The organism is Actinomadura oligospora ATCC 43269, from assembly GCF_000518265.1.
Lineage (GTDB): Bacteria > Actinomycetota > Actinomycetes > Streptosporangiales > Streptosporangiaceae > Spirillospora > Spirillospora oligospora.
In genome coordinates this window covers 1,083,543-1,096,711 of sequence record NZ_JADG01000003.1, presented here as the reverse complement: position 1 = coordinate 1,096,711, position 13,169 = coordinate 1,083,543, and the positions used below count along the sequence as shown (strand labels likewise).

Below are 13,169 nucleotides of genomic sequence, written 5' to 3'. Positions count from 1 at the left end.
CCCGCCTGCGCCGTTGCTGAATCGCGCGAGTGGGCCGCGGGTGGGATGGAAGCGCATCCCGCGTTCGCGAGCGGCTCGTGACTGTCAGCAGGTCGCCTTGAGGCGTTTTTCGTCACTGCCGTCAGGGCGGCGGAGGGTGCGGTTGTCGGGGAGGCCGACCGCGTCGCGTGTGACGTCGACCTGGACCAGCACGGTGTTGCTGCACTTGTAGGGCCAGTTCTCGGAGTTGAAGGTGGCCGACCAGGCGCGGTCTTTGACGCCGCAGGGGAAGGACAGCTCCCCACTGGAGCCGGCGGCTTTCTTCTGCTCGCCGAAGTCCGTGACGAGGGCCCTGGCCTCGATGGCGCAGTTGCTCTCCAGCCGGACGATCGGTTTGCCGTCGGAGGTGACCACGGTGCCGGCGGGAAGGGTCGACACGGTTCCGGTGACGGTGACGTTCTTGGACGTCCCGTTGCTGGGGTTGTTGAGCTTGAAGCCCTTGATAGTGATCGTGGCGTCGCTCTTCTCTGCGGAGATGGGCGGCGGGGGTGGGGCGGTGTGTGCGGCGGCGGCAGTACTCAGGAGTGCGCAGGTGGCCACGGCCGCGGCCGTCACGGGCCGGGGCAGGGCACGTGGTGTGCGGGCAAGCAGAGACATGACAACTCTTGGCGTTCGAATCATCACGCAATGCTATCGACGGGGGTGGGGTGTCGTGCTGTGGCTTCTTGGTGACGAGTCCAGTGCGCCCCGGGCCCAGTCGCGCGCTCTGGTATTGGCGGGTGCCATGGTCCGCCGCCCCACCACACGCTCCTGAACGCCCGTCCGGCAGGTCGCCGCCGTGGCTGGACAAGGTTCGGCCTGATTCCCTGGCGGGCGCGCCCCGGGGACACAGCTGATCGGCAAGCCATTGCGTCGCGGCAATGAAGGCCTGGCCGGGGTCGAGCGGCCCCGGGTGCGGGGGCTGCGGTGATCGGCTGGGCCCAATTGGGCGTGCGCCGGTCCCATGACATTCCGCGACGCCATGCCGTGGCGCGGCAGAGAGAGACGCTATGACCTGCTGAAACGAGCTGCTCGGACATGTCGTGACACGCGCGGACACGGCGCGGCACGCCACAGGCCGACCAGCCGCCATACGCTCTCCGCATGCGACTGAACGCGGACGGTAGGCATCGAGGGGGATGCTCGGACCGGTTCACCACATGGCAGTCAGATGCTCCGCCGGTCAGGTGATCGCTGTCTTCACCCGGCCGCCATCAACCACGCCTGAACATCAGACGAAGGGAAAGAACAGCGATGACGCATCACCGTTCCCAGCGCTTTCTGAAGGGCGCCGCGGCGCTCGCGCTCGGTGCCGCCCTGGCATCGACCGGCGCGACCGCCGCCGCGCATGCGGCGCAGAACACCCACACGCCCACACAGGCCGTCGCAGGCACAGGGGCCTGCACCACCGGCTACTTCTGCCTGTGGTACGCGGCGGACTACGACAATCTGGCCATGCGGTTCAAGCCGGTCCAAGGCCCCAGCCATCACCCCTCCGACAAGATAACCCTGTCGGGCTACAACGCCACCAACCAGGGCCAGGTCGTCTGGCAGGAGGTGTCAGGGACGGGCAGGTGCAGGGGCCCTCACGCCATCATCCGGCCGTACACGCGCTTCCGCGACATCCGTAAGGCCGGTCTCCCGGACGGAATCAGTTGCATCACGCATACGTGACGCGGGCGCCTGGAGGCCGGGCCACAGCCTCCAGGCGCACCACCCCCCGCAGGTAGCCGGTAGAGGCGTCCTGCTCAACGGGGAGCCACAACCGCTCGCACTGGCCACCACATGTCGATTACTCGGTGGAGTATTTCAACTTCTCTCGGTGACATAGTACTTATATGGAGCATCTTCCACCCCGTACCGAAAGGGGCCCATGTGCACTCTGCGGCCCGCTAAAGGCCGTCTCAGCGGGGGCCGAGACCGTATCCGCGCAAGGTCATGCGGCTCAAAGAAGATACGCAACCTCACAACCGGTGTCGTACCCGCCTCCGAGATCTGTCAACGCCCCCTTGCGTCATAGCGCAAAGGAAACTGGTCTCGGAATTTCGTTCGGGATGATCCCGGGAGAGGCAAACAAACACCCAACAATGCGGAGTAATCGGTGGATATCACACGAAATGCTGTCTTGCGGTTCGGCGCGAGCGTCCTGGTGGCCGCAGTCGCGGCAACCGGCACGGTCGGCACGGCGATGGCCGTCCCCTCCCTTGCCGGCGGTTCGATGTCGGCGAGGGACGCATGGCCAGGCTGCACACAACGGTGGCAGAGCAAAGACCATAAGTACGTCTTCGTGAAGAACGTCAGCTGCGGACGGCTGATCAGCGTAAACGTCGTCACCGGAGACCCTTGGTTTCCCAGGAACAACCACAACCAGTGTCGAGGGGTACGGCCCGGGAAAACGACCCGATACGGCATCCCCATGGCCGAGCAATACCTATACGCCGAACTGTGGCGGACTTGCTGACAGGTGAAAATCGCCAAATAGCGCCTTCAAGGGGACGACGAGCGCCAGCGGCCCCACGTCGGCGCCCACGCAGTACGAGCAGCACGGCGGGGCCCCGTGCCGCCGCCGCGCCGCGACGACTGGCGCGCGGGTGAGGCCGACGGGGCGCCCCTGAGACCGGCGGGACTTGCTCAGGCCCCACGTCAGCAGCGCAACCATCGCGTTGCAGGCGGCCCACTCGGCCGCTACCGCCCGCCGGCTTCCAGCCGACGAACACGTTCGGCACCTTTCCTCCGGTGACACCGACCCGAGCGCTGGGCCGTATCCGGCGGGCTCTGGTGGCCATTTAGGGGCGAAAAGGAGGGGCGGAAGTGGGGATCGGATCTGATTGGATCGGCGCCCGGTTCCGGCAGGGCAGGCGCTGGGTTCCGATTGGATCGGGCGTGGGGGCGTAGTCGAACGATTCCGCCCCCACGGTTGATTGGCCGTCGACTGCACAGATCCCTTCGCATCCGCCAGGACGTCGCTGGCGGACCCCACCGGCTTACCGGCGTCCTCACCAGCGAGACAGGGGCTGGCGCCAGATCTCACCGAGCCCGTGCTCGGTACAGGGCGGCCCGCGCCATGCGACAGATCGGCGCCGGTTACTGGCGACCGGCCAACCCGCCGCCGGCGGGTTGGCCGGTACACGCGGCGTGCGGAAGGTGTGGCGGCGGGACCTGCCGGTTCTGGCCCCGGCCCGGTCAGGGAACAGATACGTACCCGCCGGCCGACTGTGCGGCGGCGGGGCGCCGGTGGTGAGCTTGGGGGAGGAGGAGTTCCCCGAGGAGAGGACACCATCACGGGCTTCACCCTCGGTGCCCGGGAGTCGGTGCTGCGGCACGCCGCCGCCGACGCCGAGGTCAGGGCCGAGCTGCTGGCCCGGCCCGCCGCCTTCGGAGTCACCGCGGTCCCCGAGAGCGTCGAGCAGCCCGACGTCGATGCCCTGGGCTACTGGACCAAGGGCCTGGCGGGCGTGGACGTCTACGCCTGCATCAGCACTTGCAGCTACGGACCGACCACCATCATCTGCGACGGCGCCACCAAGGTTGGTTGACGGCCGCCTCTGGCGGCAGGGCGGCAACGCCTCTGGCCCGGCAGGCCGGCGCGCGCTGCCAGATCTGAGCCAGCCCCCTGCGCGCCGGAAGGGCTCCCGGTGACCCAGCCCGGCCAGCCGCGTCCCACGGGGCCCGGGCACTCGCCTCGGTGCCCGGGCCCCAGGACGTGCCGGCTCCCCTGAATCGCGCGAGGCCAAGCCAGTGACCGCACACCGCCATTCTCGACGGCCGTGGATCACCAGAACCACGACCGCTCGCCTACCACCGCTAGATGGGCGCCAGCAGCGGTGAAGAGGCCATGGCTCCATTGAAACCTAAGTTTCAGCACGTCAGACGCCGCTCCCGGGGCAAGCGTCCAGCTCTCGCGGTGTCTTTCCGGCGTATTCCGGCTGCCCCCCTGTTGAGCGGTTCGACTGCCCGAGCTGTGAGGTGATGGCGCCGTCGGTGTGCCGGACGCGGGGCGGGAAGGTCGCCTCGAAGTACCACACCGCGCGGTTCATTCTGGTGCCAGCGTTGCGGGAGCTGCTGGAGGTCCCGGTCCCGGTCCCGGTCCCGGGCGGGCGGTTCCCCGGGCGGCCGTGGCAGGCGCGACCGCCGGTCGCGGCCGCGGCTCCGGACCCGGCGGGCCCGCCGATCCGGATCGGGTACGCCCGCTGCCCGACCAGAGCCCAGGAACTGGAACCGCAGCTGGTCGCGCTGCGCGGCCGGGTGCAGCCGGATCTTCTCCGAGAAGATCTCCACCCGGGTCAAGGTGCGGCCGGAGCTCGCGGCGGCGCTGGCCTTGTGCCGCGACATCCGGACCGCCGCGCCGGACCAACCGGTCATCGTGACGGTCCACGAGACCAAGCGGCTGGCGCGCAACGCCGCCGAGCTGATGACGCTGTCGGGTGAGCTGCAGGCTGCCGGGATCCAGCTGGAGCTGCTCACCGGGCCGCTGACCGGCATACACGACCCCGAACGGGATGGGCGCGATGCTGTTCGCGGTGCTGGCGGTCGCCGCGCAACTCGACCGCGAGTACATCCGCGACAAGACCCTGGAAGGGCAGCAGATCGCCGCAGCCAACGGCAACCACGGCGGCCGGCCCAAGGTGATCGACGACGACATGCTCACCTTCGCCCTGGCGCTGCGCGCCAAAGGCGTACCGGTCCCCCAGATCGCGGCCAAGCTCCGGATCGCCTCGGGCAAGAACGCGGGCAAGGCCCCGTCGGTCGCCACGCTGTACCGGGCGCTGGCCGACGCCGACCAGATCAACGGGGCCGACTAAGGCTCGGGCTGCCGGCGGCGGGGGTGTGGTGCCCGGCGTCCTCCGCTACCTCGAGGACGCCTCAACCAATCAGATCCCGCGGCCCCTTTCTGCCCGTATTCCGGCCGTCCCCCTCGCAGCCGCCCTCGCCCAACACGACCCCAGCCGACGCCACCGGTAACCCTGGACGCCACCCGCATCGGACCCGCCAGTGGCGGTAACGCGGGCCCTCACGACCCGCTAACGCCACTGGCCGCAGGGTTGCTGCTCAAGCCCCGGGACCTGGCCGGGAGTTGTGATGCGTGTGCCGGTCAGCAGGTCGGCGACCGCTTGGGCTCTGGCCGGGCGCGGGCTGTAACACGCGATGCGCGCCTCAGCTGGTGAGGCGATCAGGTCCTCGGGCGTCCCGGTCGCCACGTGCACGGCCAGACGTCGCAGGCGGTGGTGCGCCGAGAGCGACGCAAACCGTCGCAGAAGCAATCGACATCGGTCGGCAGTGGAGACTGCACGGCCAGTCCGTGACAGACCGAATCGCCGCCGTCGAGCAACCAGTGCGTACCGGCGGCAGGCCCCCGAGCGGGACGTGTACGTCCCATGATCGGCACTGGCCGTTCCTTATCGCTCGGCTTGCTAGCAGCTCACACCGGCATTTAGGGTACGCTTCGTACCTTGAGTGCCCCTTGAGGGGAGAAGGGAAGAGACGTGCGCGCCAAAGGCATCAGCTATGACACCGGCTTCGTCAAGAACGGAGCGAACTCTCGCAGGCACTTCGACCCGGAGACGGTCGAGCGAGAGCTGCGCATCATCCGCGACGACCTGCACTGCAACGCCGTCCGCGTCATGGGCGGTGACCCCGAACGGATCGAGTTGGCCGCGACGTACGCCGCCGACCTGGGGCTGGAGGTCTGGTTCTCGCCCTACCCCCTCGAACTGACCGCCGAGGAGATGCTGTCGCTGTTCGCCGACTGCGCCGAACGCGCGGAGCGGTTGAGGCTGCAGGGCGCGGAGGTGGTGTTCGTCGCCGGCGCCGAGCTGAGCCTGATGAATCCCGGTTTCCTGCCCGGCGACAGCACCGACGAGCGGGTCGCGTTGCTGCGCCGGCCGGACGGCGTGCGTGAGCTGATCGACCAGGTCGGCGCACGTGTCAACGACTTCCTCGGCAAGGCCGTGCCGCTCGTGCGCGAGCGCTTCGGCGGCAGGGTGACCTACGCCTCGGTACCGCTCGAAGGCGTCGACTGGACGCTCTTCGACATCATGTCCGTCGACCTCTACAGGTCGGCCGAGATCGCCGACCGCTTCGCCGACGGCGTCCGTGGCCTGGTCGCGCAAGGCAAGCCGGTCGCGATCACCGAGTTCGGCTCCGCCGGCTACCAAGGGGCCGCCGACAAGGGCGCACTCGGCCTGGACATCGTCGAGTACGACGAACGCGGCCCGGTGCGGTTGAACGGTGAGTACGCCCGGGACGAGGCCGGTCAGGCCACGTGCGTGCGTGAGCTGCTGGAGGCGTTCGAAGCGGGCGGCGTCGACAGCGCCTTCGTGTTCACCTTCGCGCTCTACGACCACGTCCATCGTCCCGACGGAGATCCCCGCGACGATCTGGACCTGGCCAGTTACGGCGTCGTCAAGGTCTACGAGGACCGCCTCGGAGACACCTACCCCGACATGCCCTGGGAGCCCAAGGCCGCGTTCACCACCCTCGCCGAGTACTACCGCGGCTGACCGCGTCATGACCAACGGAGAACACGTGATCACAGATGTCGTCATCGTCGGCGCCGGTCCGAACGGACTGATGCTGGCCTGCGAACTGAGCCTGGCGGGCGTCCGGCCGATCGTCCTGGAACGGCTTCCTGAGCCGAGCCGGGAACCCAAGGCGAACGGGCTGCTCGGGCAGGTCGTGAGAATGCTCGACCACCGGGGCCTTCACGAACGCCTCAGCGGTGACAAAGAACCACCGCAGCCGAATTCCGGATACTTCATGTTCGGCGCGCTGGGCCTGGACCTGAGCCTGCTGGAGGACAGTCCCGTCTACGCCCTGCCGGTGCCACAGCGGCGCATCGTGCAGGTCCTCCGGGAGCGCGCCATCGAACTGGGCGTGGAAATCCGGCAGGGGCACGACGTCGTCGGCCTCTCGCAGGACGACGAGGTGTCCATCGACGTCGCGAGTCCGAGCGGGACGTACCGGCTTCGGACCCGCTACCTCATCGGCGCGGACGGAGCACACAGCAGCACACGCAAACTCTCCGGCATCGGGTTCCCCGGCGTCACCTACGACCGGATGACCGTCCGCTCGGCGCACGCGACGGTCCCGGCGGACTGGCTCGATCCGGCGACCGGCGCACTCGACATCCCCGGCCACGGCCCCGTCCTGCCGTTCCTGCCCCACCGCACCGAGCATGGCGGATTCTCCTACGCGCCGATGCCCGGCCACCCGCCGCTGCTCAGCACCACGGAGTGGGACCAGCCCGAGACCGAGGACTCCATGACCCTCGAGGAGCTGCGGGCGAGCATCCGCCGCGTACTCGGGGTCGAGGTGCCGCTCGGTCCCCCCGACGGCGAAGGGCCGCATGTGCTGCGGCGGCTGAGCGGCGGCAACACCCGGATCGCCGAACGGTTCCGCGACGGCCGGGTGTTCCTGATCGGTGACGCCGCCCACGTGTACTCCGCCACCGGGGGAGGGCCCGGGCTCAACCTCGGCCTGCAGGACGCCGTGAACCTCGGCTGGAAACTCGCCGCCACCCTCCGCGGCGGCGCCCCGTCCGGACTGCTGGACAGTTACGAGACGGAGCGACGATCAGCGGCCCACCGCATGGTCCTGAACGCGCAGGCACAGTCGGCCTTGATCGCCCCCGGTGACGACGTCACCGGACTGCGCGCGGTGTTCGCCGAACTGCTCGGTGACGCCGCCACCGTGCAGCGCCTCGCCGGGCTTGTCGCAGGCGCCGACGTCCGTTACGACATGGGCGAGCCCGAGGCGCACCCGCTGGTCGGCCGATTCGTCCCGGACCTGGAGCTGCACACTCCCACCGGGCCGGTCCGGCTGGCCGAGCTGACCAGAGCCGCACGTCCTCTGCTGCTCGACCTGACCGAAGGAGCAGCGCTGGCCGAGACGCTCGCCCTGCCGCAGGACGGACTGGAGATCGTCACCGCGCTTCCCCAAACCTCAGGGCCCACCGCCCTGCTCATCCGCCCGGACTCCTACGTCGCCTGGGCATCCATCTCGCCCCAGCCAAGCCCCAAGGAGTTGGAGGGTCTCCAGGCGGCTCTGCAACGGTGGTTCGGCGTCCACAGCCGCAACATGCCCCGCTGACCTGGTCGAACGTCCCGTACCGGGTGAACGCCCTGTAACCGAAGGGTACGGTCGCGAGGGTGGCTTTCGTGGAGACGCCGCTGACCGCGGCCATGCGTGACGCCGTCCAAGAGGAGTGGGGACGGCGTGTCGAGGACGAGCCGGTACGTCTGCAGGGCGGCGAGGAGTCTGCGGCGTACCGGGCCGGTGACCTCGTCATCCGGATCGGGCCGTTGGGACGGAGCAGTGCCGAGTCCGAGTGGTGCCACGCCGTCGCCGCGCATGCGGCGCTGTCCATGCCGGAGGCGGTCGTGCCGTTGCGCACGCGCGGCAGGGCCACGGTCGTCCGCGTCGAAGGACGGCCCGTGTCGGTCTGGCCGTTCGTCGAGGGGGAGTGGCCAGGCATCGCCGAGGAGCCGATGCGCCGGGAAGGTGCGCGGCTCCTCGCACGGCTCCACCGCGCTCTGGTCGATTTTCGCCCTCCGACGCGTCCGGTGCGGGGGTTCCTGGAGGTCGGCCTGGACGGAGAGCCGCCGCAGGACGTCCCCGACCTCGCCGATCCGCAGCTCGACCGCTGGCTGGCGGAGTTCCATCGCCGCCGTCCCCTTCGGCACCCGCTGCACGGCGACTACTACGTCGGCAACACCCTCGCCCGGGACGGACGGCTCGTCGCTGTCCTGGACTGGGACGCGGCCGTCGTCGGCGCGCCCGAACTGGAGGTCGCCTCGGTCGCACTGGAGTGGACCGACGAATACGCCGCGTCCCTCGAACAGCGCCGCCGGTTCGTCGACGACTACCACGAGGCGGGTGGGACGGCGGGCGCCATGGACGACGAAACCGTCGTCCAGCTCATCCGGCACCGGCTGCGCTGCGAGGCCGCGTGCTTCGAACACGAGCGCCGCCGCGGCGGCCACCTAAGCGAGGACGACCTCGACTACCACCGCCGTCGCCTCGAGGCATTCTTCGCGCTCCGCCCATAAAGGCCGGTGGCGGTTCATCGACCAAGACGCGCCGGTTCCGACGTCGACCCACAGGCGTACCAGCGTCGCTCATCGTGCCCGTAGCAGGTCGTGCAGGGCGCGGGCCACATGTGCCATCACGACCTCCGCCGTCGGCAGGATCGCCGCGGGCACGGTGGACTCCGTCAGCGCCGCGATGGCGTATCGGGAGCCGTCGTCGTGCTCGACCACCCCGATCTCGTGGCGCAGGTTGAGCAGCGTGCCGGTCTTGGACGACCATCGCGAGGGTCCGAGCTGAAGTCGGGTGCGAGCCGGTGCCGGACGACGTTCAGGCCCATGAGGCTGCGCACCTGGGCGGCGACCGCGACGGGGATGCGGGTGGGGACCCACAGGGCCTGGAGGAGGTCGACGCAAGCTCGGGCGGTACCGGAGTTCGCGCGGCTGACGTCCAGCTGGGGGACCGGATGTCCACGCCCGGCGGTGCGGGAGCCGATCGCCAGCGACTGGGCGAGGTGGACCTCGCGTGGCTCGAACCGTTCCATTGGGGTCTGCGTGAGCTCGTCCATGGAATGGCGCACGGTGATGCCGGTGACGCCGGACCTCGCCAGAACCCGGTTCACCTCGGCGGGCGGAACAAGCCCGAACAGGGCGTCCGTCGCGCTGCTGTCGCTCATCGAGGTGCTGAGATAGAGCAGGTCGTCGACGGCGATCCGGGCCGGATGCCGGAACCTGCTCAGCCCCACCGGGCCCGGTGTCGTGACGCGCCCAGGAGGCACCTCGATCATGGTCGCCGCGTCGATCCGTCCGTCCTGGACGTGCTCCGACACGGCCACCGCGAGCGGCACCTTGACCAGCGACGCGATCGGCAGCTCGAGGTCCGGGGCGATGCCGAGCTCGTCGCCGCCGTCCAGATCGCGGACCAGATACGAGCCGGACAGTCCCGCGTCCTTGAGCATGGCCTGGAGCTCCCGGACGGCCTGGTGGACGGTCATGACCGCCCCCGGCCGTCCGCCGGTACACCCAAACAGCGCGCGATCGGCTCCCGATGCCCTTCGCTCACAGCTCGCGCGTCGACGCCGCTGCTGGCGCGCAGCTGGTAGCCGCGTGCGACGGGCTCACCCACCAGCGGACGCCAGGACAGCCCCAACTCGTCGGCCTGCGCGGACGAGCACAGCAGCAGCGCGCCGGTACGGAGGGTCTCGGACACGGCCGCGGTGAGCGAGGGAGCGAGGGTGATCTGCGCGGGCAGCAGGGCCGCGCGGTGGCCGAGCCGTTCCAGGTGGTCCCGGATGTGTGGCAGGTCGTCCTCCGGCTGGATGCGTCAGGCGGGCGCGAATGTGGAATTTTCTAACCACCCCAACGACTACGGCCTGGAACGCGCCGAGCAGCTCCGCGATCACCCCAACGAAGCGAACCCCTTCGTCCTCGGCCAACCGCGAACACAACGGTTCACGGCCGTAATGGACGCCATGCTCCGCGGCCGAATCGCCGCCACCGAACCCCAGAACGAACCGCGCCCGCGCGCAGAGAAAGCACACACCTGCTGCTGAAAGCAGCCCAGGCCCCGACGCATCGTCCCACCCGGCCTGTGCCCGCCTCGGTAACCGCCGGTGAGGTGAACACCGAGCCGGTAGCAGTCCCAACCAGGCGGACGGCCAGCTTGCCGGTGAGATCGCAAAGTCGTTGGAGCGTATTCTCGAGCGCCGTCGAAGGCGCGATCACTGTCGGTGATCTGGAGTCCGCTCGCGGTCATGCGATCGGTCGTCATCAAGGTGACAGGAGAAGTGCCCGGCCGGTCGACACCAACGGCAGGCCGCACCCAGGACCGCGGGTCGGGTCACCGCAATGCCGTCCGGTTGGGGCTCGGGGCCTCGCCGAGTCGTGTGGAGAGGGCTGGCGCAGCCGCACGGGTGCCCATGCGCCTGGGCGGATCATGACGGTACGGAACCTCGGGGCAGCGGCCTGCATCTGACATCGGTGAACCAGTTTCCTCCCGCCAGCGGGTTCGTCAGGAGCCTGCTTGAGATCATCAACGACTATCCGACCGGCGATCCGGTCGAACTGCTCGGGCTGGTCGCCGAGATCCTCGCGGAGGATCCCGATCCCGGCGTGCGGGCGGGACAGCTCCTCGCGCTCTACTCGACCAGCTTCTGGGCCGTCCACCGGCTCCGCGACCAGCGGGTCTACGACTCGTTGCTCGCCGCGGCGGCGCTGGCCGAGGAAACGCTGGACACCTGCGAGGAAGACCATCCGGGCTACGCCGAGCTCGACAACCTCGAGCGCATCGTGCGGTGGATCCCGGCGATCGAGAACCCCGAGGTGGCGACCGCCGCAGGATTCACGGGCCGCGACGAGATCGCGCTGTTCTCCTGCCCGGCCTGGCTCCGCACGATGGCCCGTGAAGCCATGGAAGTGCTGCTGGCGCGGCGTCCCGTCGAGTTCGGAATGCCGGATTTCAGCCTGCTCACGCCTGCGTACGTGGTCGATGGCGCCTTGGACGTCATCGGGCTCACCGTCAACGTCGGCTCTTTCCCTGAGGACGCGCCTTCGCAGATCGCGAGCCTTTGGGCAGCCCAGAGACTGCTCGGTGACGTCCCGCAGAGCGAGGTGTTGCCCTTGACGGCGGTCGTCTGCTCGTCCCTGGTCGGACAGGAAGCGACCGCACCGCCAGCCGTCCCGACCTACCTGCGGGAGGTTCTCACCCAGGTCGCGACGGACTCGGCGTGCGCGCACGGCGAAAGCCACGACGTCGACCCCGATTCCTGGCTCGCGGGCGTCCAGTACCTGTACAAGCCGATGCGCTTCGACGACGACGAGCCGGTGGACGAAGACCTGTGGCACTGCCCCGGCCAGCGCGCCGCGATGATACGTACGGCGTTGCAGCTCAGTGCGCCCCTCGAACGGTGACCTGAAAGCCGACCGCGACAGCCTTTCGGAAGAGCCATGGCCTGGACTCCCCCCACGGCCGTGACCCTGTTGGTGCGTCCGGCCGACGGCGCTCAATAGGTGAGTGCCGATCGGCGGAGGTCACCCGCGGCCTGTTCAGGGCTGGCCCCTCCTCCTTCCTGGGCCGCCCGTCTGGGCACAGGCAGCGCGCCGACCTGTACGGCCACGGTCGAGAGGTTGCCGTTCTGGGCTTTGCCGCCGCCCCGAATCCGCATGGCCCCCCGGCGTCGAGGGCCGGGCGCACAGGCTGGAGCAGGCGCGTCGCCAAGGCCCGATCCCCGCGGACGTCGCGCGCTGGACGACGTTGTCGAACTCCTCCACTCGCCGCTCTACGACCGCCCCCTACTGGAACTCGTCCGACCCCACCGGAGCAGGTGGAGTACACGTGAACCTGGCCGTTCGAGGGCCTCCGCCCGAGTTGGCCGTGCCGTTCCGGACTCGGGGCGAGACGACCTCCCCGCCGAGGGATCATTTTCTCGCGCCGCGCGGCCACGGACGGCTGATGGCCAGGTTCAAGCGCCGCCGGAACGGCTCGTAGTCGTGATCGGGAAACCACTTCGGAAACAGGTCGAGCATCGTCCGGAGTCTGTCGAGCGTTGCCTTGCCGCCGTTGAGCGGTGAGGCGGTGAACAGGTACTGCCAGCCGAAGGTGCCCTTGGTGACGCGTAGGGCGTCAAGGTAGCCCTGGTAGTCGAGTTCCAGTTGGTAGTAGTGGTCGCTGGTTTTGTCGAACCAGATCTCGGGCTCGGCGATGCCTGGCTGAACACGCAGTGCGGCGAGATGGCCGGTGCCCCACTCGGGCGTTCCGTCGATGGCCCGGAGTTCGAACTGAAGCCGTTCCTGCTCGGGCGTCATATCGGCCCACAGTTCGAGCGGTGACTGGTTCAGCACGGTGGTCTCCAGGGGCTGCAGGCAGAACTCCCCGGTGATGAAGTGGTCCTTGCTCTCTGCGCTCTGCCACGCGCTGCCGAGGTATTCGAACCGGAAATGGCAATCCCGGAAGGACGCCCCCAGCGGCATTCTGGTGACGTGGGCGACGGCGCTGAGGCTGGTCTCGGCGTCCTCGACCTCCGGGTCGATCTCTCGGTACTCGTTGAGGACCTCGATCTCCGGGCAGTTCTGCAGCTCGTCCAGGACGTCTATCCAGGTCTGCTCATAGCCGCTCAACTCGATCATCGG

Annotated in this window: 10 protein-coding genes and 3 pseudogenes; 9 read left to right on the top strand and 4 right to left on the bottom strand. The window is 69.2% G+C overall.

Annotated elements, in window-relative coordinates; translation table 11 throughout:
• Window positions 1-84 precede the first annotated feature (84 nt).
• Window positions 85-636, bottom strand: a complete 552-nt coding sequence (locus P696_RS43235; RefSeq protein WP_157429510.1) for a hypothetical protein — start codon at window positions 634-636, stop codon at window positions 85-87.
• 636 nt (window positions 637-1,272) lie between these two features.
• On the opposite strand from P696_RS43235, the gene P696_RS0104485 reads away from it, so the two are divergent.
• From P696_RS0104485 to P696_RS0104460, 8 genes and pseudogenes are all read left to right on the top strand, one after another.
• Complete coding sequence (locus tag P696_RS0104485; RefSeq protein WP_026411383.1) at window positions 1,273-1,692, top strand: peptidase inhibitor family I36 protein; 420 nt, start codon at window positions 1,273-1,275, stop codon at window positions 1,690-1,692.
• Between the two features lie 1,604 nt (window positions 1,693-3,296).
• The gene (locus P696_RS0104480) at window positions 3,297-3,554 is read left to right on the top strand and encodes a cinnamycin family lantibiotic (RefSeq protein ID WP_026411382.1); all 258 of its coding nucleotides are present in this window, start codon (window positions 3,297-3,299) and stop codon (window positions 3,552-3,554) included.
• A 433-nt stretch (window positions 3,555-3,987) separates the two neighbouring features.
• Window positions 3,988-4,032: pseudogene (locus P696_RS59195) on the top strand (hypothetical protein); the annotation flags it as partial.
• A gap of 274 nt (window positions 4,033-4,306) precedes the next feature.
• Window positions 4,307-4,426, top strand: a pseudogene (locus tag P696_RS59190) (recombinase family protein); the annotation flags it as partial.
• Window positions 4,427-4,526: 100 nt separating this feature from the next.
• Window positions 4,527-4,820, top strand: coding sequence for a serine integrase family protein (locus P696_RS58685; RefSeq protein WP_211245604.1), 294 nt, complete (start codon window positions 4,527-4,529; stop codon window positions 4,818-4,820).
• Between the two features lie 681 nt (window positions 4,821-5,501).
• Window positions 5,502-6,518: a glycoside hydrolase family 113 protein gene (locus tag P696_RS0104470; protein ID WP_026411380.1), complete on the top strand. Its 1,017-nt coding sequence runs from the start codon at window positions 5,502-5,504 to the stop codon at window positions 6,516-6,518.
• Between the two features lie 25 nt (window positions 6,519-6,543).
• Complete coding sequence (locus P696_RS0104465; RefSeq protein ID WP_026411379.1) at window positions 6,544-8,106, top strand: FAD-dependent oxidoreductase; 1,563 nt, start codon at window positions 6,544-6,546, stop codon at window positions 8,104-8,106.
• A gap of 59 nt (window positions 8,107-8,165) precedes the next feature.
• Window positions 8,166-9,065 carry a phosphotransferase gene (locus tag P696_RS0104460; RefSeq protein WP_026411378.1) on the top strand — a complete coding sequence of 300 codons (900 nt, stop codon included), beginning with the start codon at window positions 8,166-8,168 and terminating at the stop codon, window positions 9,063-9,065.
• A gap of 69 nt (window positions 9,066-9,134) precedes the next feature.
• Here P696_RS0104460 and P696_RS43225 read toward each other — a convergent pair.
• Window positions 9,135-10,036 (bottom strand): annotated as a pseudogene (locus P696_RS43225) (serine hydrolase).
• On the bottom strand, window positions 10,033-10,251 hold the full coding sequence (locus P696_RS55670; RefSeq protein ID WP_157429509.1) for a hypothetical protein: 219 nt from the start codon (window positions 10,249-10,251) through the stop codon (window positions 10,033-10,035). Before P696_RS55670 ends, P696_RS43225 begins: the two are co-directional and overlap by 4 nt.
• Before the next feature lie 770 nt (window positions 10,252-11,021).
• Here P696_RS55670 and P696_RS0104445 point away from each other — a divergent pair.
• Window positions 11,022-11,951, top strand: coding sequence for a hypothetical protein (locus P696_RS0104445; RefSeq protein ID WP_026411376.1), 930 nt, complete (start codon window positions 11,022-11,024; stop codon window positions 11,949-11,951).
• Between the two features lie 507 nt (window positions 11,952-12,458).
• On the opposite strand, the gene P696_RS0104440 is transcribed toward P696_RS0104445, so the two are convergent.
• Window positions 12,459-13,166: a hypothetical protein gene (locus P696_RS0104440; protein WP_026411375.1), complete on the bottom strand. Its 708-nt coding sequence runs from the start codon at window positions 13,164-13,166 to the stop codon at window positions 12,459-12,461.
• Between the last annotated feature and the right edge of the window lie 3 nt (window positions 13,167-13,169).